The sequence below is a fragment of the Phaeocystidibacter luteus genome (assembly GCF_008933115.1).
Lineage (GTDB): Bacteria > Bacteroidota > Bacteroidia > Flavobacteriales > Schleiferiaceae > Phaeocystidibacter > Phaeocystidibacter luteus.
In genome coordinates this window covers 93967-118088 of sequence record NZ_WBVO01000010.1, presented here as the reverse complement: position 1 = coordinate 118088, position 24122 = coordinate 93967, and the positions used below count along the sequence as shown (strand labels likewise).

Sequence of the window (24122 nt, the reverse complement as noted above, 5' to 3'; positions counted from 1 at the left end):
CCCTCAAAACCTACCATTCATCATGAGAAGAGTCTGGAAATTTCTGAAGCGCACGTTCCTCGTCTTAGTAAGTCTGCTTATACTGTTCACTATTGCCGTATTCGTGTTTGTCGGCACCGCGCCGCAGATAGGCGAGAGTCCGTCTGGAGCCGACCTAGAACGAATTGAAGCTTCACCGAACTATGGGGACGGGGAGTTTATCAATCTCATTCCAACCGCACTAGGTTCTTTTGGCGAAATGATGGGGACCTTGCCAGATGCCATTTGGGGTGAAAATCTCGCTCCAGATTCCGTCTTGCCCGTGAAGTTTGGAGAAGCAGGAAATCAAACCATCGACACTCTGACGTATATCACCTGGTATGGTCACTCAGCTTTTCTCATTGAAACGTCGGGCTACAGAATTCTGATCGACCCCATGCTCGGTGAGTATTCCGCGCCGGTTTCATTCGGCACACAGCGTTACCCTTATGAAGAGCCTATTCCAATAGAGGAGTTAACGGATATCGATATCCTCATTTTATCTCACGACCATTACGATCACCTCGACTATGCAACGGTAATTCAATTGAAAGATGAGGTAGCCCATTTTTACACGGCTCTAGGGGTTGGATCGCATTTGAAGAGTTGGGATATTCCAGAGGAAAAAATCACCGAGCTAGACTGGTGGGAAAGTAACAAGGTTGGAGAGGTTGAGCTCATCGCAACTCCCGCACGGCATTTTTCTGGTCGCGGTATACTAGACCGAAACAAGACACAATGGGCGAGTTGGGTTATTCGAACGGCAGACGTTAACCTGTACTTCAGTGGTGACGGAGGGTATGGTCCGCATTTCGAAGAAATTGGCAACCAATACGGCCCGTTTGACCTCGCCATGCTAGAGTGTGGTCAGTATAACGAGGCATGGTCGCAAATCCACATGATGCCGGAGGAGAGCGTACTCGCTGGACTTGACGTTCGAGCCGACCTGATCATGCCTATTCACTGGGGAGCTTTTGCGTTATCGGTCCACGAATGGACGGACCCAATTCTACGTTTCAAGGCAGAAAGTGGGCGCAGAGGACTGCCGATGGTTCATCCCTATATAGGAGAGAGGTTTGTGTTGGGTATAGATTTCCCGAGGGAGGAATGGTGGTTGGAATGAAGGGGGGAAGAGATAGGCTTGAGAAAACAGGGGGCAGGCCACAGGCATTAGCCCTCAGGCAAGAGGCGACCGGCCTCAGGCAAGAGTGTGTCGACTGTACAGGAGCTTTTAGGGAGACGGGGCTAGGAAGTAGGTAGGGATGAATGCAAGCTGACTCCTTTGTTTGGTGTTGGGTTCTGCCCGGGGCCACTTCCCGCGACCCCAGTATCAAGTTCTGCATTTCATTTTGACAAAGTCGGATTTTAAACGGGTGTATACGTTTAATGACGGATACTGCGTGAAAGGAGGTTGAGAATTCCAGAAACGGATTTGGAACGCGTAACTTGAGAACGGGGAGGGGTTCGTAGCCCCCCAACAGCCCTGAAAAGCCAATGCAAAACCCCACCAAAGCCGAACGTAAAGACCCGACTCAACCCCAAACTCTTCTCCCGACTCAATCCTCAACTCAATTAACCCTTCCCTCAATCCATCCAAGAGCCCCCAGAATGCCCAATCCATCGTCACCTATGCCCCTTTCTTCATCAACTCAGTTTTCAAACCTCATTCCCAACATATCATATGTCCCGTCAATCATAATTAGGAAGGAGCAAAGGGACACTCATCAACCTCCCGAAGCGGCTCTGCCTTTCGGGATGCCTCCTTTCAGTCGGCACATCAGTCAAATAGTCTATTAGTCCAAAAGTCTGTCAAATGACCCGCTACAACCATATCGGAACCAACTACGACGTTACCCGTAAAGCCGACCCATTTTTGGCAAAAACGTTGTTTGAATTGCTAAATCCAAGTCCTGAGAAGGTCTATCTGGATATCGGATGCGGAACGGGGAACTACACCACTGCATTGCACCAAATGGGTGTGAATTTTATAGGCGTCGATCCATCTGAAAAGATGATCAGCGAAGCAAAACAGAAGTCCTCTTCAATCGATTGGAAAATCGGAACGGCCGAGGATATTCCGCTTAAAGACGACTCCGTAGATGGTGTTTTTGCCACGCTAACCCTACATCATTGGAGTGATTTGAAAAAGGGTTTATCCGAAGTTGGAAGAGTCATAAGGCCAAAAGGTAACACGGTCATTTTTACAAGCTATCCCGAGCAAACAGCCGCCTACTGGCTAAAGCATTATTTCCCCCAAATGATTGCCAATTCCGCGAAAACACTCCCAGAACGATCATCCATTTTAAATGCGGCAACTGAATCCGGATTCAAGTTAGTGCAAGAGCAATCGTACAACGTATCTCCAGACCTTCAAGATCTCTTCCTGAATTCTGGCAAACACAATCCAGAGCTGTATTTCAATGAGGGTGTCCGCCGAGGAATCTCCTCCTTCGCCCTTGCTCAGAATCAAGATGAGGTGGAATCTGGACTTCATCGCCTGCGGGCCGATATCGATAATGGGGATTTTGACCGAATCAGGAAAAGTTATGAGAATGAGATAGGGGATTATTGCTTTATTAAGTTAATCAAGGATTAATGGGCTTCGCCAAGATTCGCGATGCGAATAAGGCTGCGCAAGGCAGAGCCTCTCCCTTTGGTCGTGGCTCTGCAAGGGGCATTAGCCGATGGTTGCTAACACGAGAGGTGTTTGGCGCTAAATGAATTTTGCTGGTAGGTTGATTCTATAAACGGCTTCGCCAAGATTCGCGCTGCGAATAAGGCTGCGCAAGGCAGTGCCTCTCCCGATGGTCGTGGCTCTGCAAGGGCATTAGCCGATGGTTGCTCACACGAGAGGTGTTTAGCGCTAAGTGAATTTTGCTGGTAGGTTGATTTTATAATGGGCTTCGCCAAGATTCGCGATGCGAATAAGGCTGCGCAAGGCAGAGTCTCTCCCGCTGGTCGTGGCTCTGCAAGGGGCATTAGCCGATGGATGCTCACACGAGATATGTTTAGCGCTAAGTGATTTTTGCTGGCAGGTTGATTTTATAATGGGCTTCGCCAAGATTCACGATGCCAATAAGGCTGCGCAAGGCAGAGTCTCTCCTGATGGTCGGGGCTCTGCAAGGGCATTAGCCGATGGTTGCTCACACGAGATATGTTTAGCGCTAAGTGATTTTTGCTGGCAGGTTGATTTGATAGAGGGCTTCGCCAAGATTCGCGATGCGAATAAGGCTTCGCAAGGCAGAGCCTCTCCCGATGGTCGTGGCGCTGCAAGGGAAAGACTCTCCCGTTGGTTAGGCCCCTGACCTTTAGTTGGCGATCGGCCTTACGAACCGCGTTTAGCGGTGAGTCTTATCATTTCTGACCACAGGGAAGAAATGATCTTATCCGCCGGTAGGCGGATCCTTTTTGTCGAGGAACGAGACAATCCTTTCATCCGCCGACAGGCGATGACCCTTTCCGCCGACAGGCGGAGGATCCTTTCCGCCGGTAGGCGGATCCTTTTCAAGCCGCAGGCGCAGAATCCCCCCCCTGTCACCCTTTCACCCCCTCCTCCGTAGTTGTGAATAGAGAATCAAAAATTTCTATGATGAAAAAACTACTATCCCTTCTGTGCCTGTCTCTTTCCATAGGGGCGTTCGCACAAAACACCGTTACTGTCCAGGTAGATAATGGTAATCAACCTCATTCAGGAGTTGCGGTTTTTCTTTACGAAAACCCAATGGCCAGAACAACCGGTCCCATCACAAATACAGATCTCTTTACACAGGTCGAATACACAAGTGGTAACGGTATCGCGAGTTTTACCACTTCTTCCGATACGGCCTTCTACGGTACATTCGATTGCAGCGGGAATTTCTATCAAGGTTTCCACATCTTCGCACCAGCTAGTCAGGCAATGGACACTCTGGTCTACACTACTTGTGTGCCAAACGATTGCTCGGCAATCATTCGCACTGGTCAGACTGCAACCGGTCTTGGCATCGAGGCAACTGCTCTTCGCGATATCAATTGGACAAACCTTCCGGGTTCTGACCACCGCTTTGATGTGAACGGAACATCATATCAGGGAACGACGTCAAGCGCTAATTCGTCGTCCGTGATGGTTCCTAACTCTGCATTACCGGCGAGTGGTCCCGTTACTATCTTTTACACGAGAACCGACTCACTCTGCTCGGCCGTGTGGGATTCACTATGGTACAACGGAGGTGGATCTGGTTTGTCTTGTAACGCGAGCTTCTTTGTTGATTCAGTCAACACTGCCGCGTTCCAAGGTCAGCTTATTCTTCAAGAGAATTCGACCACTTCTTCTGGTTCCATTGTTAGCTATGTTTGGGATATGGGCGACGGAAATCTGTACAACACTCAGTACCCAATCCACACGTATGCCGCGACTGCTGCTTCCTATAACATCTGCTTGACTATCACCGCTGTTGATGGTGCCGATACATGCAGAAGCACTTTCTGCCTACCGGTGCAGTTCGATTCCACAGGTGCCCCTGTATTGAAGAATGGCTTTACCGTAAATGTTATTGATCCGGCCACCTTCTCACTCGACGATCCATTGCTTGAGTCGATTTCTCTTTATCCAAACCCATCAAAAGGTGAGGCTAGATTGACTTGGGATGCGACTTTGAATGTTGATCAAGTGAGCGTATTCACAATCAATGGTCAGCAAATGTTGAACCTCACACCGAACAATAATGAAGTGATGATATCTTCGCTTCCAACTGGAGTGTATATGGTTCGCATCCAAACAGAGAATGCCGTAACCTCACAAAGGTTGATTGTTGAATGATTCTATCATTCTCGAATAAGTAGAACACAATGCTTTACCACTCTGCCAAACCGCAGGGTGGTATCGCTTTTTCATAGATGAGCAAAGACCTCAAGGCGACCATCAAAAAATGTCGGGAGAACAACCGACGAGCGCAATTTGATTTATATCAACATTGCTTCGATCGCCTCATGCTCATATGTAACCGATATAAGCGGAATAGAGAAGACGCACTTGCATTGTTGAATTCCGGGTTTTTGAAGATTCTTGTGAATCTCGATAAGTACGACGATAAGCAGAATTTCTTCCCCTGGGCTTCAACTATCATGGTCAGAACAGCCATCGATGAGTATCGATCTAACCGCACGCACAATTTGGAAATGATCTACAGTGATTCAGAAGGAGATCTAGAAGGGATGTCTTCCGATGAACATTACGTAGATGCTGTTTCCGCCATGAGCGCAGACGAAATCAAGAAGTTGATTTTTAACCTGCCAGATAACGAAAGACTGGTGTTCACACTTCATGAAATTGAAGGGTATAAGCACCATGAGATTGCACTCGAACTTGGAGTTACCGAGAGGTCAACCAAGCGGTATTTGAAGTCAGCCAAAGACATGCTGAAGGAAGAACTAGGGAAACAACACCAAATCCAATCCTCGTTCTCATGAAGAATTTATGGTCAATATTTAAGGAAAAGGTAGATAGTACCGCCACACCTATGCAGGAAGGTGACTGGAAGGCTATGGAAACACTTCTGGATGAAACCCAGATTGTTCCGACCAAAGGACGCAACTTGAGATGGGGTGGAATCACCATTTTCCTAGTCTCCGTTATCGGCATTTCAGCTGTTCTGTTCTATCCTGCGGAATCAGATTCAGCTACCGATGGAGAAGTTGAGGTAATTACCACTACCAATAGTGGAAAAAGTGACAGCGCGCCTGAAAGCAATACACTTTCCAACGATGCGCCATCGACCTATCCTTCTGCTGATTACCCAATGGAGCCACCGACTCGAAATTCGACCGAGAACGGGATGTCTAGCGACGATGAGATAACTGTAGCGAGAGAAAGATCCACGGAAGCATCTGCTTCTACAACGCCAATTAGCGAAGGAAGTCAGGTTTCTGATTTTGATAATGTTAATGCTCCAGAAGAGGATTTCGCCACGACCAATGCCTTGCAAGGTGAGCGTGTGGAAGGCGTTGCTTCTTCCAATTTTGACGAACCATCTATCGAGTCCGAAGGAACTTCCAGCACATCATCCGAACAATCGAATTCAGGAGAGTTTAGTGCAATGAATGAGCGACTGGCATCCGACGCAAGACAAGAGCCGACTGCTGCACACGAGTCGCAAGTGCAATTTGAGCTCGCCGAGCCATTGGCTTCTCCTACTTCATCAGAAGATGAGTCGACAGAAGAGATCATTGCAGAAGCGTCTTCCGAATCTACACCTGAAGTAGAGGAGGAGTCTGCAGCTGTCGCTCTAGAACCAGCAGAGGAACTTCCGGCTGAAGACGTAGTGGGGGATGCACAGGAATCAGCAGAGGAGGCTCGACCTGTAATCCGTCAATCATCCAATCGCGAGCGACCGTTTTGGGTTGAAGCTAACCTCGGTGTAGCTACTTCCGTGAATACCGCACTCAATACGTTCGACGGTGGATTCGCTTTCGGGTACAGAAACAAGGGCTGGACAGCCCAAGTGGGACTTGAAGTGGCAAACACTTCAGGGAATGTCTACACGCCATACAACGAGACTGTCATTCGCATGGATACAGTGACCGATACTCGAATTGATACCTCGTATCAGCAAAGAGTTATTCAAACTTGGGTGATTACAGGTTGGTATACGGGCGAGTTTGTATACGACACGGTGCAAGTTGAAGTCATTGATACGGTACAGTTTACTCGAACAGATACTTCTTCTCGATTGGTAACTCGACAACAACTCTCGCGAGTTCAAACTACCTATATCCAAATTCCAGTTCTTGGGGGGTACGAGTGGACCACTAACGAATGGAGCTACGGTATTCAAGCGGGAATCAATTTCCGTAGCGTGACATACACTCATCCAGAGCTTACACCTACTACGGGCTACGGTCTTGATGCGTTGTTCCGCCCATACATCGGGTATTCTTGGAACGACCGCTGGACAATGTACTTGCGTACAAATGTAGCCGTGCCGCTGTCGAATGATCCACTGCTGAATCGGGATACCTTCACGCGGGTAGGATTGAATGTTGGGGTGGGGTATTCGTTTTGATGATGCACTTAGTGTGGTTCTCGCAAAACCGCAAAAAGCAAAAACGCTGATTACTTGGTGTGGTTCTCGCAAAATCGCTAAAAAAAAAGAGAACTTGTGAGAAAAAAACGCAAAGCGACACAGTCGCGATTTCGATTGGCGTTTTCTACTCGCTCCTATTGGTTTTAATAATTGGCGTTTTTGCGTGAAGCACATTCAGCATATCCGCAACATACATCTTCATCAAATTGCGTTTTTGCTTTTTGCGTTTTTGCGAGAACCAGAGTCAGCGAATCCCGCACCGTCAAAACCCATACACAACCCCCACCGTAACCGTCCACATATCCCGCAGCACATTGTTCTCCTCTATGAGTTGATCCCGACTTTCGTCGTATTCCTCATCAAAGGTGTATCGCTTGGCAATACGGTCCGTTCCGTCCACTTCTTCATACGTCGTGAGCAGACCTGGGGAAAAGGTTTGATTGATCGGTTTGCCCAGGGCAGCCATGAACCCTACGCCGCTTTCGAAGAACATCGCATAATGCAGCTTGAGCTCAAATCGGTTCGCAAACCCAGTTCGCTCAATCGTGTTCGCAACTTGGGTGTTAGCTTCATCAAAATAGGATTCCATTCGAATGGTGCCCGGTCCACCTGTCCAATATGCTCCTAAGCCCAGCTCATAGGTCCCCGAAGGCAAGAAATCGTAGCCAATTCCTACCGTTGCATTTAGGGAAGAGTAGCGCTCATCCACATAAAGGAAGGGGGCATTTTGTGTGCCAGCTCCAGTTCGATACGGCGTGAATGATACGAAATCGTATTCTACTCCAAGGTTGATAAAAACTTGAGTAGCAATCCAACTCTGATAGGAAAGGCGAATGCCTGAAACAAGCACGGCCTCTCCGTTTGAACGATTGTAGCTTCCAAACTGGGTTGAATCGAAATCCGTGTCCTGAAACGGTTCATCGAGGTAGGTGTACATCGGATTGGGGTTGTCAAGAACGAAGAACCCATCGATAGCTACATAGCTCAAACTCACCCGATCTAAAGTGTCTGTAACTACAGATTGAGCCTGACTAAAAAATGAGACAAGTAGGAAGAGCAGGGTAATGCGATGCATGGAGAGTGATTTTATTCGAATTTAATTAATTGAACGAATCTGTGTGCCCATTCATTGGGATGAACTTTTCTGGTTTGAAAATAGTTTCTAAGTTTGTGCCTTCAAGCAAAGACATGTATTCGATTCAACTACATCATCATCATTTCCATACACGCTCTCAGGCGAGGTGGTAATGATGTGTAGTATTCTCAAATAATTTCACAAAACCCGTCTGAGTAAATCAGACGGGTTTTTTGTTTTCTGCCGTACGGTTTACTCAGACACATTCATTTCAAAATGAGTAAACTGAAGATTGCGATTCAAAAATCCGGAAGGCTGAATTCCGACTCCCTAAAGCTGCTGGAGTCCTGCGGCATTAAGGTTGAAAATGGCGAAGGCCGACTGAAAGTTTCAGCCCCCAACTTCCCGCTAGAGATTCTCTATTTGAGAAACTCGGATATCCCACAGTACTTAGAGGATGGCGTTGCCGATGTTGCCATTGTAGGCGAGAACTTGCTGGTGGAGCAAGAAAAACAAGTGGATGTTGTATCCCGACTTGGCTTCTCGAGATGCCGTGTTTCTCTAGCCGTGCCCAAGGAAGTAGATGCCACAGATGCGAGTTACTTCGAAGGGAGAAAAGTGGCTACGTCTTATCCAAATACACTTCAAAACTACCTCCAAAGCCAAGGGGTGAACGCCGAAATACACACAATCTCGGGATCCGTTGAAATCGCACCAAACATCGGTTTAGCCGATGGAATATGCGATATCGTAAGTACCGGTTCCACACTTTTTAGCAACGGACTCAAAGAGGTGGGGGTAATCCTAAAGTCAGAGGCCGTGCTAGCTTCAGCCCGAAATCTTAGTCCTGAGAAGCAGTCAATCCTAAATCAATTGACCTTTCGAATTGAGTCTGTGCTTCGAGCTAGGAATTCTAAGTACATCCTGCTAAACGTTCCGAACGAAAGAATCGACGAGGTCACGAAAATCCTACCTGTGCTCAAATCGCCAACAGTGCTTCCGCTAGCTGAACCAGGATGGAGTTCTCTACACTCCGTGATCGAGGAAGAGAGATTCTGGAACGTCATAGACGAGCTGAAGTCTGCCGGAGCAGAGGGAATTCTCGTAGTGCCAATCGATAAAATGGTGGTGTGATGATACGATCAAAGTTTCCCCCTAAATCAAAATGGAAGTCGCTATCCCAACGTCCTTCTGCGTCTTCAGCAAGTTTAGAATCGGACGTCCGTGGAATTCTCGAACGCGTTGCTCAACGTGGAGATTCTGCACTACTTGAACTGACCGAGAAGTACGATGGTGTTTCCTTGAATACTATCGCAATTTCTGAAGAGGAGATTTTCGATTCAGAATCGAAAGTGAGCGCTGAACTCAAGGGTGCCATCCAACTGGCCAAAGGAAACATCGAGGCTTTCCACCGCTCTCAGGTCTTGAAAGAAGAACGAGTTGAAACCGTACCTGGAGTCTCATGCTGGCGAGAAGCTCGAGCGATAGAGCGTGTTGGGCTGTATGTCCCTGGCGGTTCTGCGCCGCTCTTTTCAACCGTCCTGATGTTGGGCGTTCCCGCAGTATTAGCGGGTTGTTCCGACATCATTCTCTGTACACCTCCAGACGCCAACGGCAATGTGAATCCTATCATTTTGTACTGCGCAAAGCTCCTTGGAATCCGAAAGGTGTTCAAGGTAGGTGGAGCTCAAGCCATTGCAGCTTTAGCATATGGAACCGAGTCTATCCCCGCAGTTTCCAAAATCTTCGGCCCGGGTAATTCATACGTGACAAAAGCCAAAGAGCTCGTGCAAGAGAAAGGTGTTGCGATTGATATGCCTGCCGGTCCAAGTGAAGTGCTAGTCATCGCTGATTCTACCGCAGTTCCCGAGTTCGTGGCATCCGACCTTTTGTCGCAAGCCGAACACGGTCCAGATAGCCAAGTTTTGCTTCTGAGTGATTCAAACCGAGTAATCGCCGAGGTACTAGAAGAAATTGACCGACAGTTGCCCACACTCAAGCGTCGAGCAATAGCAGAAATGGCCTTGAATGCCAGTAGGGTAATTCAGTTTGAAAACATCGAGCAATGCCTCCAGTTCAGTAATTATTATGCTCCTGAGCACCTAATCATCGCCTCTGAAAATGCGGAGGAATATGTTCCTCTTGTTCAAAATGCAGGCTCCGTCTTTCTCGGAAACTACAGTTGCGAGAGCGCTGGAGATTATGCGAGTGGTACCAATCACACCCTTCCCACCAATGGGTTTGCAAAGGCGTACAGTGGGGTTTCGGTCGACAGTTTCATCAAGAAAATAACCTTCCAGAATATCTCCGCCCGCGGTATCAAAGAGATTGGGCCCGCCATAGAAACGATGGCCAAAGCCGAACTGCTCGATGGACACGCAAACGCGGTGACTGTCAGATTAAAATCCCTTAGCAATGTTTGATTTGAATGCCCTGGTTCGCGAGAATATTCGGAGCCTTGTTCCATATTCGTCAGCCCGAAGTGAATTTTCTGGTGAGGCAAAAGTGTACCTCGACGCCAACGAAAATCCGAATGGTGAACTCAACCGTTATCCAGATCCTATCCAGCACGAGTTGCGAAATAGGTTAGCGCAACTGAACGATGTAGACACCCCCCAAGTGTTCGTTGGAAATGGAAGCGATGAAGTGATCGATCTTCTGTTCCGAATTTTCTGCCGACCAAGCTTAGATAGGGTGCTAGTTCTTCCCCCAACCTACGGTATGTACGCGGTTAGCGCCGCAGTAAATGACGTCGCGGTCATTGAGGTACCCCTCAATTCGGAGTACGATATCGACTTGGTTTCGACGCTTCGCGCGATTGAGCTATACCTACCAAAGCTGATTTTCCTTTGCTCTCCGAACAATCCTACCGGAAACACGCTATCGCTTGGTTGCATCAAACGCATTGCCGAGGCGAGCGAGGGGCTTGTTGTAGTGGATGAGGCCTACATCGAATTCAGTGCTACAGCTTCTCTGGCTACACAACTCGGATCGCTGCCTAACCTAGTGATCATGCGCACCCTGAGTAAGTATTGGGGATTGGCGGGTGCACGAATTGGCTATGCGCTTGCATCAGAATCGATTATCGCTCTTCTCGACGCCGTTAAGCCTCCTTATAACGTGAGTAGCTTAAACCAGCAATCGGCATTGGAGACCTTGAGTAAGGCGGCTGAGGCTGAACGCGTCGGTCATCGAATTACTAAAGAAAGGAGTAGGCTGAGATTTCAGCTGTCGCAGCTGGATAATGTGCGGAGAATCTACCCTTCAGAAGCAAATTTCCTCTTGGTTGAATTTGCGAACGCAGATGCCGTTTACGACTCCCTCCTTCAGAATAAAATCATTGTACGGAATCGAAGCAATGTAGTGCCCAATTGCCTAAGGATAACTGTTGGCACACAAGCCGAAAATGATGCTTTGCTGTCCACCTTAGCAAAACTCAACGATGAAAAAAGTACTGTTTATAGATAGAGACGGGACGCTCGTGATTGAGCCTCCTGTGGATAAGCAACTCGACAGCATTGAGAAGCTGGAGTTCTATCCCACCGTATTTTCAGGATTGTCCAAAATTGCCAGTCTGCTTGATTACGAGTTGGTTATGGTGACGAATCAAGATGGACTTGGTACCGAGTCCTTTCCCGAAGATACTTTCTGGCCCGCACAGAATAAAGTGCTTCGCGCCTTTGAAAATGAAGGGATCCACTTTGCTGAAATTTTCATTGATCGAAGCTTTCCAGAAGACAATGCACTTACTCGGAAGCCGGGGACGGCCATGTTGGGTAAGTATGTTTACGGTCCGTATGATTTGGCGAACTCGTTTGTTATTGGCGACCGACAATCAGATCTGCAACTCGCTATCAACCTAGGTGCAAAAGGAATTTTAATTGGTGGTGAATCTTCACCCGAAGCGGCGCTTTGTACCTCTAGCTGGAATGAGATTTTCGACTACCTGTCTGTGGAGCCACGGAAATCGGTTGTGTCGCGAGAGACTAGTGAGACTCAAATCTCGGTAGAATTGAATCTTGACGGGACAGGTGTGTCGGACATTGATACCGGACTTCCCTTTTTCGATCACATGTTGGAACAGATTGCAAGGCACGGTGAGATGGATTTGATCATCCGCTCAAAAGGCGATCTGGAAATTGATGAACACCACACGATAGAAGACGTAGCATTAGCTCTTGGAGCAGCCTTCAAACGCGCTTTGGGAAGTAAGAAGGGAATAGAACGCTATGGATTTCTTCTTCCCATGGACGATTGTTTGGCACAAGTGGCCATTGATTTTGGGGGCAGACCTTGGCTGGTTTGGGACGCCGATTTCAAAAGAGAGAAGATTGGCGACATGCCAACAGAGATGTTCATGCACTTCTTTAAATCATTTAGTGATGCAGCTGCGTGCAACTTGAATATCAAGGCAGAGGGAGAAAACGAACACCACAAAATTGAGGCGATTTTCAAAGGTCTAGCTAAGGCGATAAAAATGGCCAAAACTCAGAATTCCACAGGGAGTATTCCAAGCACAAAAGGCACACTATGATTGCAATAATTGACTACAATGCGGGAAATGTACGGTCCGTGCAAAACGCGCTCACACGGCTAGGTTATCCATCCGCAATAACTAAGAATGAAACTGAAATTCGAGCTGCCGAAAAGGTGATTCTGCCAGGTGTAGGCGAGGCGGGGTCGGCGATGCGGAATCTTCGCAATTCGGGATTGGACGAAGTGATTCCCACGCTCACACAACCTTTCTTAGGCATTTGCCTCGGACTTCAAGTGCTCTGCGAGTACTCGGAAGAAGGGGATACACCGTGCTTAGGCATTTTCTCTAATCAGGTTCGAAAATTTGAGGCCAACGAAATTGTTCCACACATGGGTTGGAATGAGGTTCGGGCGAAAGAGGATGAACTGTTCCGAGGTCTGAATTCGCCGTCCGACTTCTATTTCGTACACAGCTATTACGCGGAGTTGAGTGCGGATACTTCGGCTACGTGTAACTACATCCTGCCCTTTTCGGCAGCGCTCAACAAAGGGAACTTTTATGCAACGCAGTTTCACCCTGAGAAATCATCAACTCAAGGAACACAACTGCTTTTAAACTTCCTGAGATTATGAGGATTATACCAGCAATTGATATCATCGATGGCAAGTGCGTACGCCTTAGCAAAGGGGATTATTCAACCGCAAAAATGTATGACGAGAATCCTCTGGAGGTGGCGAAAAGATTTGAAGCCGCTGGGTTGAAATACGTTCACTTGGTTGATCTCGACGGCGCCAAATCGAAGCGCATTATCAACCAAAAAGTGCTCGAAACTATCGCCACTAGTACATGCTTAAAAGTTGATTTTGGTGGAGGGTTGAAAACGGATTCCGACGTAAGAATCGCTTTTGATTCGGGTGCAAATCAGATAACCGCAGGAAGTATTGCCGCGAGCAATCCCAATGCGGTGTTGGAATGGGTAAAGCGGTATGGAGCCGAGCGAATCATCCTCGGAGCAGATTGTCGAAATGGGAAGATCGCTACCCAGGGGTGGAGCAATGAAACACAATGGGATGTCATCGACTTTATCCAATCGTATTCTGAATCGGGAATAAGGAGCGTGATTTCTACTGATATAGAAAAGGACGGCATGTTGCAGGGCCCCAGTTTTGAGCTGTATGCGAAGATTTTGAGGGAAACGAATGTGCATCCCATCGCTAGCGGCGGCATTCAATCGGTTGATGATTTGAAACGATTGCGCAACCTCGGTTGTGAGGGGGCTATTGTTGGAAAGGCGATATATGAAGGACGAATTACACTAAAGGAATTGGTTGAATTATGTTGAAGAAAAGGATAATCCCATGCTTGGATATTCAAGGTGGACGCGCAGTAAAAGGAGTGAACTTTGTGGGAATTCGCGATGCGGGAGACCCTTTGGAGCTCGCGTTAAAGTACGCCAACGAAGGTGCGGATGAACTCGTGTTTTTAGATATCTCCGCTACGATAGAAGAACGTAAAACACTGGTTCCCCTGGTGGAGCGAATCGCGGCAGAAATTGACATCCCATTTACCGTTGGAGGTGGCATTAAGTCGGTGGAGGATGCACGCAGGCTCCTGCAAGCTGGCGCCGACAAAGTTTCACTAAACAGTTCGGCAGTTCTTCGTCCACAGCTGATCACAGAAATTGCCACCGAGTTCGGCTCGCAATGTGTAGTGGTTGCTGTCGACGCTGCTTTTCAAAATGACGAATGGGTCGTTTTCGTGAAGGGAGGGAGAGAGTCAACCGGACTAGTTGCCAAGAGTTGGATAGCAGAAGCTATTGCTCACGGGGCAGGAGAAATACTCCTGACATCTATTTCGAACGACGGCACGAAGAACGGATTCGCGCTGGACTTTACAGATGAAGTCTCAAGAGAATCGAGTGTTCCAGTCATTGCTTCGGGAGGCGCGGGTTCGGAAGAACACTTTGAAGCGCTGTTCAACAATACTAGGGCATCTGCTGGATTGGCGGCGAGCATTTTTCACGATGGTCTCATACCTATTCCTCAACTCAAGAAGTACCTCAAAGACGTAAATATTCAAGTACGATGACAATCAATTTTTCTAAGGGCGACGGGCTTGTTCCCGCCATAGTCCAAGATTACTACACTCAAAAAGTGCTGATGCTCGGCTACATGTCGGAAGAGGCATTCACACGCACCACCGAAACGGGATTGGTCACCTTTTACAGCAGAAGTAAAGGGCGATTGTGGACAAAGGGTGAGACCTCTGGAAATACACTTCAGGTTAAAGATGTGAAGTTGGATTGCGATCGAGATACCCTCCTGATACAAGCCGTTCCCAACGGTCCGGTTTGCCACACCGGCAGCGATACCTGCTTTGATGAAATGAATCAGGGTAGGTTTTTATACCAATTGGAATCCGTGATTCAGGATAGAATTGACAACGACCGTGCTGACTCGTACACGAATCGATTGTATAAAAAGGGCATCAATAAAGTAGCGCAGAAAGTAGGGGAGGAAGCGGTTGAATTGGTAATAGAAGCTAAGGATGACAACGACGAGCTGTTCTTAAATGAGGCAGCGGACTTGCTCTATCATACCTTACTGTTGCTCAAAGCGAAGAACAAGAGTTTGGGAGATGTTGAAAAGGTGCTACGTGAACGTGCGGGCTGAGGTTATTTCATCTTGGTTGCGCTCTTTTCAATGAGCTGCTTTAACACGTTTTGATCAACGTCTGCCAATTTGTTGATGTACAGACAGCCCTTGCCAATCTTGCATTTGCCGAGGTCATCTATGAGCGGCTCTTGGGTCAGGTCAACGGGAAGATACAGCGTGAGCTTTGTCTTCCGGGCGGCAAAGCCGAGTTTGAACCATTCAAACTCTTCCTTCGATCCTTTGCGTGTATAGCTGTACTTTCCGAAACCAATGATGAAATCGGGCACCTTATCGTTTCCCCACACTTTGGGAGCAATTCCGGTGGCTTCTTCCATCATTTTCAAAATGACCTGGCTATCCGCTTCTTTGGAAGCATTGCCAACCTGCGCGATGAAATTATCAACGCTTCTATCTGTTTCGATGGTTACGAGTCCTGCCATGAGGGGAAGTTACCAATATCCTTCATTTTCCACTTCATAACGATAGGGATTCTCAGAGTCGAGGTCACCGTCGTGATGGATGTAGATGATAAGTTTTTCTGGAGAGAAGTCAATAACGTCTATGCTTTCCACATTGCGTAAACACGGATCATTGCTGTGAAGAGTCTCCACGAAAATCCACAATCGATTTTTGGTGATTGAAATGCTCTCGCCACAGGCCAGCAACCCTTCAATTCTTGTAGAAATAGAGTATGTATCATCAAGAGGAAATACTGAGGGTGGAGAATAGATCACAATCTGAAACAGCACGACCAAGTAGGTTGGGATAAGAGCAAAGTCCAAGGCAATTTTACTCCAGTTCGTGGGAACTTTTAAGAAGTACACAATAGCGGTAATTTCGAAGACTATGTAGACTATGAGCTCTGTGTACTTCCCACTAAAGCGCAGGTTGAACACATCTATGATGAAGATGAATACTATGAGGCCGAAGGACAGTAGCGTCACTTTCCATACTCTGGATACAAACCTCTTATTTTTCGACCCGTAGAATCGAGTGAAGAAACTTAGGAAAAAGGGAAGGAGTACGACAACGAAGAGGAGGAACCAGGCCATTTACGCGAATTGTTAATGCAATATCGTCTTCTCAGCCAAGAGTGAATCGATGTTTAGAAACGCAGGGTGCATGCCTAAGAACGTGTCCCAAATAGAGTTATTCCACGTGAGATATAATTTCCAATGATTAACTACTCACCCAACGCCTCATACCGCATGCCTTCCACCTGTTCGTCGAGGTAGGCTCTCACCACTGCTTCTTCGTCGTTGTCGTTCACAATGACAGCTGTGTTTCCTTCACGAACGTTGACCGTTTGTGTGGAGCCAGCCGGGAGGCCAAAGCCAGAAGTCTGTTCCTTCGTCCCCGTATCGATGGTCTTGATTTGAACTTCTACATCCCCAGTGTTGGAAAACTTCACTTGGAATCCTCCAGTCTTGTATTCTCCCAACAGGAATTGTTCGTTCGGTGGGATAGTCACATTGGCATAGCCAGAATCGTCGTCGCATGATTGCAGTCCAAACGTGGAAACAGCGATAAGGAGGATGGAGGCGTAAGACAATAGCTTTCTCATGATTTTCTTTTTTGGCTAATTTTTTTGGCTCCATAGGCGGCGCCAGTAAGTAAGAGGACCTCCATGAAACCTAGTGGAGCTGGAGTGCTCGGATTTCCCGGTTGAGCAAATGCAAGCACAGTTCCGGCAACGGTTAAAAGTGCGAATGTGAGTGTGGTCTTATTCAATACGCTCATCTCCAAATGTGCTTAAGGTTTATAACAGATCCGGTGGGTTCTATGATTCGATAAAGCCGAACAGAACCCGCACTAGCTCTTTCAAGTTCAATCTCATTTACGCCGGTGGAAAGCTCAAGGTTCATACGGCTTATCAGCCTTCCAGAAAGGTCTAGTTCTTCAAGAATAACGTCTCGCAAGGCTTGCTCACTTCGAATTTGCATCACATTGTCATGGATCCAAACTTCACTGAGCGACTCGACAGATTCTTCAATACCAATCGTGCTTCTCGAAAGGTATATCATGAACCGAACACCTCCCCAGTTCGCGTCGTACGCAAAGCGATAAGCCCCAATCTGTAAGTCGTGAATCGTGCCCGTTTTCACATCTTCCAAGAAGGCGCCCATGGTTTGGTCGAAGTACGACTTATCAAGCTCAATGTAGTATTCCTGTCCATCAACCGCATTGGTGAACGACATGGGTATGGTGGTGGTTGAATCGAGTGGACGTGTGTCAATCGACAAGCGAGAGCCATCCGCATGCAAGAGCGTCATGTTAGGAACACCAAAGCTTGGAACGCGGTCGTAGGCGTCTTCTCGACCAACTCGATCAACCGATGCATAAGGGTCTATCGAAACAAGAACTTGATCCCAAGCTGAATCTGTCACAGCGAAGGTGTTTAGTCGGATGCGAGATTCGACCGTAGAGTTTTTCATGTAGTAGTCTGCTGGGGCAATGAATGCAGAATGAGAGTGCTTTATCCGCAGAGTTTCAGTCGTTCCATTTCCAGATTCTAGTTTGACCCAAAAGGCTTGAAACGGACTTATGCGTCTGGAACCAGTTGCACCTGAGGGTTGTCCGTTTGAGTGCGTAATCAAAGATTCTCCATTAGCCATGTAAGCCACATACTGTCCAGCACTTACGTCCCAGAAATGCGCTCCTTCATAGGTGAAGTTGTCATTATCTGTATCGTCGAAAACATCCTCTATGTCTAGCCAATGAGAGTACGGATTATACACTAGGTTCCATCCTTGATCGGTGGAAGAACCATCACCATTTGGGTCTTTAGAGTTGTATGTGGTAAAGTCAAATTGTGCGGGAGACTGGAGTTGTTCATCGAAAGAAACCACTCCACTGTTTGAAAAAGGGTAATTCGCATCTCCAGTGTATATGTTGTACGCCCTTCCCGATGCGTCATCGCCATCAAAGGCATCCCCCAGGCTCGTTACTTCTGTCCAACCTGGAGCATTATCACCCGCAGAGGCTACCGTTGCATCCCAATAATACATATTCCTTTGCCCGGCGGTTACATTCGGGTTTAAGTCTGTGCCTGATAACACGCTTAGTGTCGTTCCATCTGCAAAAGGAGACCCGAGCTGACGCCATTGTCCGCCAGAGGAAAGTGCAATTTCAAAAGTCGGACGATTGGTGGAGACGCTAATCTTATTTACACCATCACCTTCGTAATAGCTGGATCCCCACTCAAAAGTGATAGATCCTTGATTGTCAATATTGATATTGGCTCCAGAGTTATTGATGATCTGACCACCTTGCTCCGCGGTAATGTTTCCATTGTTGGTGATGTTAGCCGCTCCATTTCCTTCAAAGTAAAATGATCCTCCGTCAGCTACGATAAAATCAGAGGCAGCATTCACAGTTATGGAGTTGGAACCATTCGCATTGAGCGCGAATACACCTTGTGAAATGGTTAAATCTGCGTTCACTTCAACAGCGGTGGATGAGGAAATGACGCGTAATACACCCAGATTCTGAATAGTTGTGGTACCTCCTACAGCCAAGGTGAAGTCGCCATTGATGGTTAGAATGGATTGGACTGTGAGAGTTCCGTTTACCGTCACATCAGCATCAAAAGTGATGGCTCCTGCGTTAGCCGCGGTAGAAAAACTCGAAGAAGCATCTTGTGTGAAGCTGTCGAATGAAATAGTACCCGTTGTTCCATCGGTGATAAATGAACCCGAATTCTGCAGGGTGATATCCCCGAAATCGGCAGGCGCATTAATCGTGTACGTAATAGCATGTCCGTCAATCACCGCATGATCTCCCGTACCTGGGTAATCTGTCCCAGCTGATCCGGGGCTCGTATTTCCCCAAGAGGCTCCGTCATTCCAAGGGCCACTCTGAGCTGAGGTGAAAGTCGTTTGAGAGAAAAGTGTAGGCGAAGCCAAAAAGGCCAAGTAGAGTAAAGTCTTGCGCATAAGGTCAGTGGTCATGTGTGGTTCTAAATATCACATTTTACTGACTATTAACCAATTATGGCGGTGTTAATTTTATCAGCCTCGAAGGTCTACGGTGCCTCTCTTACTTCCATTTCTCCACAACTTCGCGATACGCTTGGTTGAGAATATCGGCCTCTCTTTCGCTGTGCGGACGAATAGCCTCGTCGAGCGCTTTTAGAATAGCCTGATTGGTCTCATTGTCGGGAGCAGGGCCATCGAATATGTATTTGAACACACTCAACCTCTTGTAATCTGGAATGCTGGAGAGGGCCTTTACAAAAGCTTCTGGTTTGCTCTGAATTCTCGTCGCTATTCCAAAACCGCCTTGAATCAAATCGGCGTGATACTCTCCTTCAACACAAATGGAGATGTACTTGTGGAAGAACGTGGAATCTGGGATGGTGGCGAGTTGGTTGAATTGGCGTAGAACGGGACCACCGACTTGAAAGTCGTAAAGCGGACCAGGGCCACGGATATCGTCAATTCCAAACAGACCAATCATTTCGTGAAATGAGCTTGGGAATGCACAGAAGAACGCTTGTTCCCATTTCATCTTGGCTTTGCCACCTGAATTCTGGATCCTCTGCATTAAAAACAGGAGGGTGTCCGCATGCTCTTGGGCGGATGCGAACCTGAATTCTTTACAGGAAAATTGCTCAGTACTCTTCTGATACGCCGGATTCACAAAGCGCAGATTGAAACTGTAACCGTCCATCGACTCACGGTACTCCATCAACTCATCGGTGCCCATGGGAAGTACGAGTGACGCGGAGAACTCGATATCTTGAACATCATAGCGAATCATGCCAAAGGCATTTCCCTCCTCATCGTTGTAAATACTCTCAAAACCGAAATAAAATGCCGGATTGATTACAGCGGTGCCCTGACGAATAAAGTAGACATCACCATGTATGCTTCCGTGCATGTGGTACTCGAGTGTGGTATAATTCTGCCGAGTGATTAGCATCTGAAAAAGGGTATCACCTTTAGCGCCTTTGTAGTGCACCTCTTCGTTCAGCGGAAGATCCGTTGGCAATAGAATTGGTGAATTCACATGTCCATCCACAACAATGGTATCGTGCGAAATGTAGAGTGAATTAGGATTGAGCTCTAGCCAATGATCGATTAGACTTTGGTGGTACAGAGAGGTGTCGGTCACGTAAACACGTGGATTGCTTTGTGCGAAAGCGATGGTTGAGCAGAATACAAGAGGGAGTAGAAGTTTCATAAAGATCATTTTGAAATTTCCGTTCTCAAGGGCAGGATTTAACTGTCGAATCAGATTCGATGTAGCGCCAATTTACTTCGATTCATACATCGGAAAGTCAATATAGCCATCACCAGAGCTTATCAGATTGTTATACTCTTGTAAAATCACTGTAATTCTGTTTCGAGAGCTTTCAAGCGCATTGAGTAAATCAATGAATTGCTGAGAAGGCGCTTCGTTTTCAATTTCTGATTGTTGATCAACTAAAACTGACAGATTTTCTTCGAATTCGCTAAACCGTTCCATGTGATGTTCGAAGTTCTCAGGAGTTCCGGGACGATCAATTAACGAGTAGTTGAATTTCTCGAATGATTTTGACTTAGCCTTGAAGTCATCAATGTTTACTCCATACTCTCGATAGCAGTGCATGGCAAACGATAAAGCAATAGATAGATGTCGATCACTAAGCTCAATGAGTGTGTCAAGGAAGACATTCAATTGGACCTGATCAATTTTAACTTCGCTTCCAAAGTTGCGTTCGACTTTCTTCTCATCTTCTACAATCACTTTTGATACGCGCCCCGTTTTACTTACCATATAGGTCGTTAGGCTAGTGGTAGTCTTCTTAGATTCCTCAATTGGGAAGTCGTCAACGTCTACTTCCCATTGGTGAACAGTGTCTCTAACTGCTACGGACAAATCAGCATTGAAGGTAATATAGACCTTTCCTTCATAAGCTGGATCCCATCCGGCTCGGTCATAAAAGAACAAGGACTCGATTTTTTCACCTTTCCAATTATAAATTGTGTAGTAAGGAACAAGTAAATCGCCAACAATTATTTCTAGAACTCCAACCGCACTATCCGATTGGAATACCAATGCATAAGGATAGTAAGCTCTTTCACTTTTGAATTTGTCAAAACCCTCTTTGTCATACTCTTCAGGTATGCTTATTCCGGTTTGAGTGCTAGCGTTAAACGGGAGTTTTAGTTGAGGTAGAGAGTTTATGTATTTCTGAAAGTCAGGCTGAGTTTGGCTCTTCTCAACTACAACCGATGAACTGTTCAATACATTAGCATCGACAGGTTTATTGCTTGCTTCAGTGGTCTTTTCATTCGAGCATCCGAAAAGAAGTAAACAGAATAGCGTCGTGAAGATTCCTCTCATTTCTAATCCTATTCCGTCCCACCCAAATTCACCTCATAACTATCCACCGTTACGCGGTCCATGAAGTAGCCTCGGCCATCGTTTTCTGGTATTTTGGTGTTGACGAAGATATGTGTGGTGATCTCAACCGAACTCTTTACGTAGAGGCCGTTTTCTACATCGAAGTAGTACTTGCCTTTACCCTCAACCGTGTAGCTTCTTTCACCAACCTCACCTTCGGGTAGTGCAACCTCGGTGAACACGATGTCTCCTGTGAGCACCGCGCAGTTTCTGCCGTTCATTTGCTCAAAGCCGGTGAAGGTTAGCGTATTCGTCCCCTTGGCGTCATAGTCCTGCTCGGCTGTTTTTGCCACCGTGGTAAAGGCCTTCGTAGAGGTTCCTCCTTGTGCAATTACATCTGGCGGAAGCGGGAAGAGGTAGTTGGTGTATAAGCCGGACATGTCGCCGGTGAGTGAACCGTTGCTCGCAAATCCTTCTATTCTGTTTGATGGAAGTTCTTGAAGCATGGTGTCCACCGGAGCGCCCTCGTCGTTGTAATCAATCATGCGCACCACAGTATTTGTGGTGTTCAAGTTGCCTCTATCGGCCGCTGATCCTATGATTTCAATACTTCCATCCATGAGTAAGGTGGCACGCATCGGCTCCTCATCGGCGGCCCATTGGTGCATCGTTTCGGTGGTATGGCTGTAGTCATAGGTATAGCGACTTCCTTCTGTAAGCGTCCATTCAAAGTTGGTAGCCCCAGAAGAGGAACTCGAAGAATTCCCATCGTTTCCGCATCCGGTTAATACGGTTGCCATGGCTAAAGCCGCCAGTAAAGGGTGCACTCTTGAAATCATAGGTCGGTTTTTGGTTGGATTAAATTTCGGTCATGGAATACACCATGTTCTTCATTTTAGCGGTGTGCTCGGCCTTGTTGTCGAGACTAGTCCATGTCATCACCTGATAATAGCGATCGGATCCTTCAAACAAACCGAGGTAGTAGTAACCGTCAATATCGAGATAGGTTCCCGAAATGGTCATTATTCGGGCATCTAGACTGTTAATCGTGGTGTCTAGAATTGGCGATTGATTCACATTTGAAAGTGAAGAAACGAGCGATTCACTGATGAGATCGGTGAAACCTTCCAACGTATTTGGGTAGAGGTCGAGCAAATCGTTTTCAGAAAGTGCGGCTTCCATTTCTTCTTTAGTGTCTTCAATAACAATCACATAGATGTCGTCGAACATGTTTTCATATTGAAGCGAGGCATCTTCATTTAAATCTGAAGACTCCCTCATGCTTGCAGGAATGGTAAGCGAAAAGCCGTTTTCGTGTGTGATGACTTGATCGCCCGACTTTGCACACGAGGAAGTGAGCAACAGGGTTGTCGAAGCGAATAGAAGCGTGACAGAGGAACGAAGGATAGTGGAACGAAGCATATTTCGAGAATTGTGTTTGTGGTTCGAAAAGGGGTCAGAGATGGTTTGACCCGTGAATAGGTCAGTTTACTTTTTGTTGGCAACGACCAGGAATCGATATGAATTGAAGAAGGCATCAATATCAGAATTCCCATCGTTCTCTCCCGTTGTAATTACCTGAAGCAGGTAGAGATTGTTTCCGCGGAGAAAAAGCCTCATGTAAAGGAAAGCCTGACCGTCGTAGATAGAGATTTTCACGGCGCGACCTTCGATTCCTTGGAGTTCTATAGTCTCCTGCGAAAGCAAGCGTCCATTAACATTGGTAACGGCTCCGTTAATGGCTCCGTCGAAAATTCCGTCGAGTTCAGATTCCGTCTTTTTCTCAAAAGCTTCTCCAGGATACTCGGTTGCGGAGCACATGTATATGAGGTTGTCATCGGGTATGCCGGACTTGCTGGCATCATACATATACATGTTGAGATAAAGCTCACCAACCGCCGATTGAGTAGCAGTTTGGCTTGGTTCGGGCTCTTGTGGGAAGTCTGCTATGTAACCGAATTCATCAGACTTTATAGTCACCCAATCCTCTGTTTGTGCGAAGAGCACATTTGCGAAGAGGGTAAGGGAGAGCAGGAGGGAAGAATAGGTGAGCTTCATGTAGGCAGAATTTGGGTGAAGAGTAAAGGTAGGGTTAATCGTGAAAATCAAATCCTATCCAAATCTCTCACCGTCATCTCGCTATCCGCATCTCCCGTGTTGAGCGTTGTTGCAGGCTCGAACAACATCACCTTCACTTCCTCTGGTGCGTAAGGCTTGTGTTCTACGCCTTTGGGGATGACGACGAACTCTCCAGAGTTCAACTCGAGCGTTTGGTCTTCCAACTCGATAAAAAGTACCCCTTCAACCACGAGAAACAACTCGTCTTCGTGTTCATGGGTATGACGAACAAATTCCCCTTTGAACTTGGCTAACTTCACCTGTTGGTTGTTCAGTTCACCTACAATTTTCGGACTCCAATACTCTTGAATGAGATCGAATTTCTCCTGGAGGTTTACTTTTTGGGGCATGGCAGTCCAGGTTGTTAAAGTATGACGAGAGCTTTCATT

General features: G+C 47.0%; 25 protein-coding genes. 13 read left to right on the top strand and 12 right to left on the bottom strand.

Annotation, left to right across the window (positions count from 1 at the left end):
- Positions 1 to 22 precede the first annotated feature (22 nt).
- The 5 genes from F8C67_RS11930 to F8C67_RS11910 all read left to right on the top strand — a co-directional run bounded on the left by F8C67_RS11930 (position 23) and on the right by F8C67_RS11910 (position 7058).
- A complete protein-coding gene (locus tag F8C67_RS11930; RefSeq protein ID WP_151668082.1) occupies positions 23 to 1141 on the top strand; it encodes an MBL fold metallo-hydrolase in 1119 nt (372 codons plus the stop codon).
- Positions 1142 to 1831: 690 nt separating this feature from the next.
- The gene (locus tag F8C67_RS11925) at positions 1832 to 2614 is read left to right on the top strand and encodes a class I SAM-dependent methyltransferase (RefSeq protein WP_151668081.1); all 783 of its coding nucleotides are present in this window, start codon (positions 1832 to 1834) and stop codon (positions 2612 to 2614) included.
- 993 nt (positions 2615 to 3607) lie between these two features.
- The gene (locus tag F8C67_RS11920) at positions 3608 to 4816 is read left to right on the top strand and encodes a T9SS type A sorting domain-containing protein (protein WP_170266446.1); all 1209 of its coding nucleotides are present in this window, start codon (positions 3608 to 3610) and stop codon (positions 4814 to 4816) included.
- Between the two features lie 77 nt (positions 4817 to 4893).
- Complete coding sequence (locus F8C67_RS11915; protein WP_151668079.1) at positions 4894 to 5466, top strand: RNA polymerase sigma factor; 573 nt, start codon at positions 4894 to 4896, stop codon at positions 5464 to 5466.
- On the top strand, positions 5463 to 7058 hold the full coding sequence (locus F8C67_RS11910) for an outer membrane protein (RefSeq protein WP_151668078.1): 1596 nt from the start codon (positions 5463 to 5465) through the stop codon (positions 7056 to 7058). Before F8C67_RS11915 ends, F8C67_RS11910 begins: the two co-directional genes overlap by 4 nt.
- Positions 7059 to 7341: 283 nt before the next feature.
- Here F8C67_RS11910 and F8C67_RS11905 read toward each other — a convergent pair whose 3' ends face one another.
- Positions 7342 to 8154, bottom strand: a complete 813-nt coding sequence (locus F8C67_RS11905) for a hypothetical protein (protein ID WP_151668077.1) — start codon at positions 8152 to 8154, stop codon at positions 7342 to 7344.
- 276 nt (positions 8155 to 8430) lie between these two features.
- Here F8C67_RS11905 and hisG point away from each other — a divergent pair, with 276 nt between their 5' ends.
- The 8 genes from hisG to hisIE are packed head-to-tail and all read left to right on the top strand — an operon-like array spanning position 8431 to position 15303.
- Positions 8431 to 9288, top strand: coding sequence for an ATP phosphoribosyltransferase (gene hisG / locus F8C67_RS11900; RefSeq protein ID WP_151668076.1), 858 nt, complete (start codon positions 8431 to 8433; stop codon positions 9286 to 9288).
- Positions 9288 to 10577 carry a histidinol dehydrogenase gene (gene hisD / locus F8C67_RS11895; RefSeq protein WP_151668075.1) on the top strand — a complete coding sequence of 430 codons (1290 nt, stop codon included), beginning with the start codon at positions 9288 to 9290 and terminating at the stop codon, positions 10575 to 10577. Before hisG ends, hisD begins: the two co-directional genes overlap by 1 nt.
- Complete coding sequence (gene hisC / locus F8C67_RS11890) at positions 10570 to 11622, top strand: histidinol-phosphate transaminase (RefSeq protein ID WP_151668074.1); 1053 nt, start codon at positions 10570 to 10572, stop codon at positions 11620 to 11622. Before hisD ends, hisC begins: the two co-directional genes overlap by 8 nt.
- On the top strand, positions 11597 to 12688 hold the full coding sequence (gene hisB, locus F8C67_RS11885; RefSeq protein ID WP_151668073.1) for a bifunctional histidinol-phosphatase/imidazoleglycerol-phosphate dehydratase HisB: 1092 nt from the start codon (positions 11597 to 11599) through the stop codon (positions 12686 to 12688). The genes hisC and hisB overlap by 26 nt, the downstream gene beginning before the upstream one ends.
- Entirely contained in the window at positions 12685 to 13263 is a 579-nt protein-coding gene (hisH, locus tag F8C67_RS11880; RefSeq protein WP_151668072.1) for an imidazole glycerol phosphate synthase subunit HisH, read from the top strand. The genes hisB and hisH overlap by 4 nt, the downstream gene beginning before the upstream one ends.
- A complete protein-coding gene (gene hisA / locus F8C67_RS11875; RefSeq protein WP_151668071.1) occupies positions 13260 to 13973 on the top strand; it encodes a 1-(5-phosphoribosyl)-5-[(5-phosphoribosylamino)methylideneamino]imidazole-4-carboxamide isomerase in 714 nt (237 codons plus the stop codon). The genes hisH and hisA overlap by 4 nt, the downstream gene beginning before the upstream one ends.
- Positions 13967 to 14719, top strand: coding sequence for an imidazole glycerol phosphate synthase subunit HisF (gene hisF / locus F8C67_RS11870; RefSeq protein WP_151668070.1), 753 nt, complete (start codon positions 13967 to 13969; stop codon positions 14717 to 14719). The genes hisA and hisF overlap by 7 nt, the downstream gene beginning before the upstream one ends.
- Positions 14716 to 15303, top strand: coding sequence for a bifunctional phosphoribosyl-AMP cyclohydrolase/phosphoribosyl-ATP diphosphatase HisIE (gene hisIE, locus F8C67_RS11865; protein WP_151668069.1), 588 nt, complete (start codon positions 14716 to 14718; stop codon positions 15301 to 15303). Before hisF ends, hisIE begins: the two co-directional genes overlap by 4 nt.
- Positions 15304 to 15305: 2 nt before the next feature.
- On the opposite strand, the gene F8C67_RS11860 is transcribed toward hisIE, so the two are convergent.
- The 11 genes from F8C67_RS11860 to F8C67_RS11810 all read right to left on the bottom strand — a co-directional run bounded on the left by F8C67_RS11860 (position 15306) and on the right by F8C67_RS11810 (position 24083).
- A complete protein-coding gene (locus F8C67_RS11860; protein WP_151668068.1) occupies positions 15306 to 15725 on the bottom strand; it encodes a DUF1801 domain-containing protein in 420 nt (139 codons plus the stop codon).
- A 9-nt stretch (positions 15726 to 15734) separates the two neighbouring features.
- The gene (locus F8C67_RS11855) at positions 15735 to 16337 is read right to left on the bottom strand and encodes a hypothetical protein (RefSeq protein WP_151668067.1); all 603 of its coding nucleotides are present in this window, start codon (positions 16335 to 16337) and stop codon (positions 15735 to 15737) included.
- A 131-nt stretch (positions 16338 to 16468) separates the two neighbouring features.
- Positions 16469 to 16849 carry a hypothetical protein gene (locus F8C67_RS11850; RefSeq protein ID WP_151668066.1) on the bottom strand — a complete coding sequence of 127 codons (381 nt, stop codon included), beginning with the start codon at positions 16847 to 16849 and terminating at the stop codon, positions 16469 to 16471.
- The gene (locus F8C67_RS11845; protein ID WP_151668065.1) at positions 16846 to 17025 is read right to left on the bottom strand and encodes a hypothetical protein; all 180 of its coding nucleotides are present in this window, start codon (positions 17023 to 17025) and stop codon (positions 16846 to 16848) included. The genes F8C67_RS11850 and F8C67_RS11845 overlap by 4 nt, the downstream gene beginning before the upstream one ends.
- Entirely contained in the window at positions 17022 to 19235 is a 2214-nt protein-coding gene (locus F8C67_RS11840) for a hypothetical protein (RefSeq protein ID WP_151668064.1), read from the bottom strand. The genes F8C67_RS11845 and F8C67_RS11840 overlap by 4 nt, the downstream gene beginning before the upstream one ends.
- Before the next feature lie 88 nt (positions 19236 to 19323).
- Entirely contained in the window at positions 19324 to 20469 is a 1146-nt protein-coding gene (locus tag F8C67_RS11835; protein WP_151668063.1) for a hypothetical protein, read from the bottom strand.
- Between the two features lie 72 nt (positions 20470 to 20541).
- A complete protein-coding gene (locus F8C67_RS11830) occupies positions 20542 to 21615 on the bottom strand; it encodes a hypothetical protein (protein WP_151668062.1) in 1074 nt (357 codons plus the stop codon).
- 8 nt (positions 21616 to 21623) lie between these two features.
- Positions 21624 to 22454: a hypothetical protein gene (locus F8C67_RS11825; protein ID WP_170266445.1), complete on the bottom strand. Its 831-nt coding sequence runs from the start codon at positions 22452 to 22454 to the stop codon at positions 21624 to 21626.
- Positions 22455 to 22473: 19 nt separating this feature from the next.
- Positions 22474 to 23037: a hypothetical protein gene (locus F8C67_RS11820; RefSeq protein WP_151668060.1), complete on the bottom strand. Its 564-nt coding sequence runs from the start codon at positions 23035 to 23037 to the stop codon at positions 22474 to 22476.
- A gap of 66 nt (positions 23038 to 23103) precedes the next feature.
- On the bottom strand, positions 23104 to 23673 hold the full coding sequence (locus F8C67_RS11815) for a hypothetical protein (RefSeq protein WP_151668059.1): 570 nt from the start codon (positions 23671 to 23673) through the stop codon (positions 23104 to 23106).
- A 47-nt stretch (positions 23674 to 23720) separates the two neighbouring features.
- Entirely contained in the window at positions 23721 to 24083 is a 363-nt protein-coding gene (locus F8C67_RS11810; RefSeq protein ID WP_151668058.1) for a cupin domain-containing protein, read from the bottom strand.
- Positions 24084 to 24122: the final 39 nt, after the last annotated feature.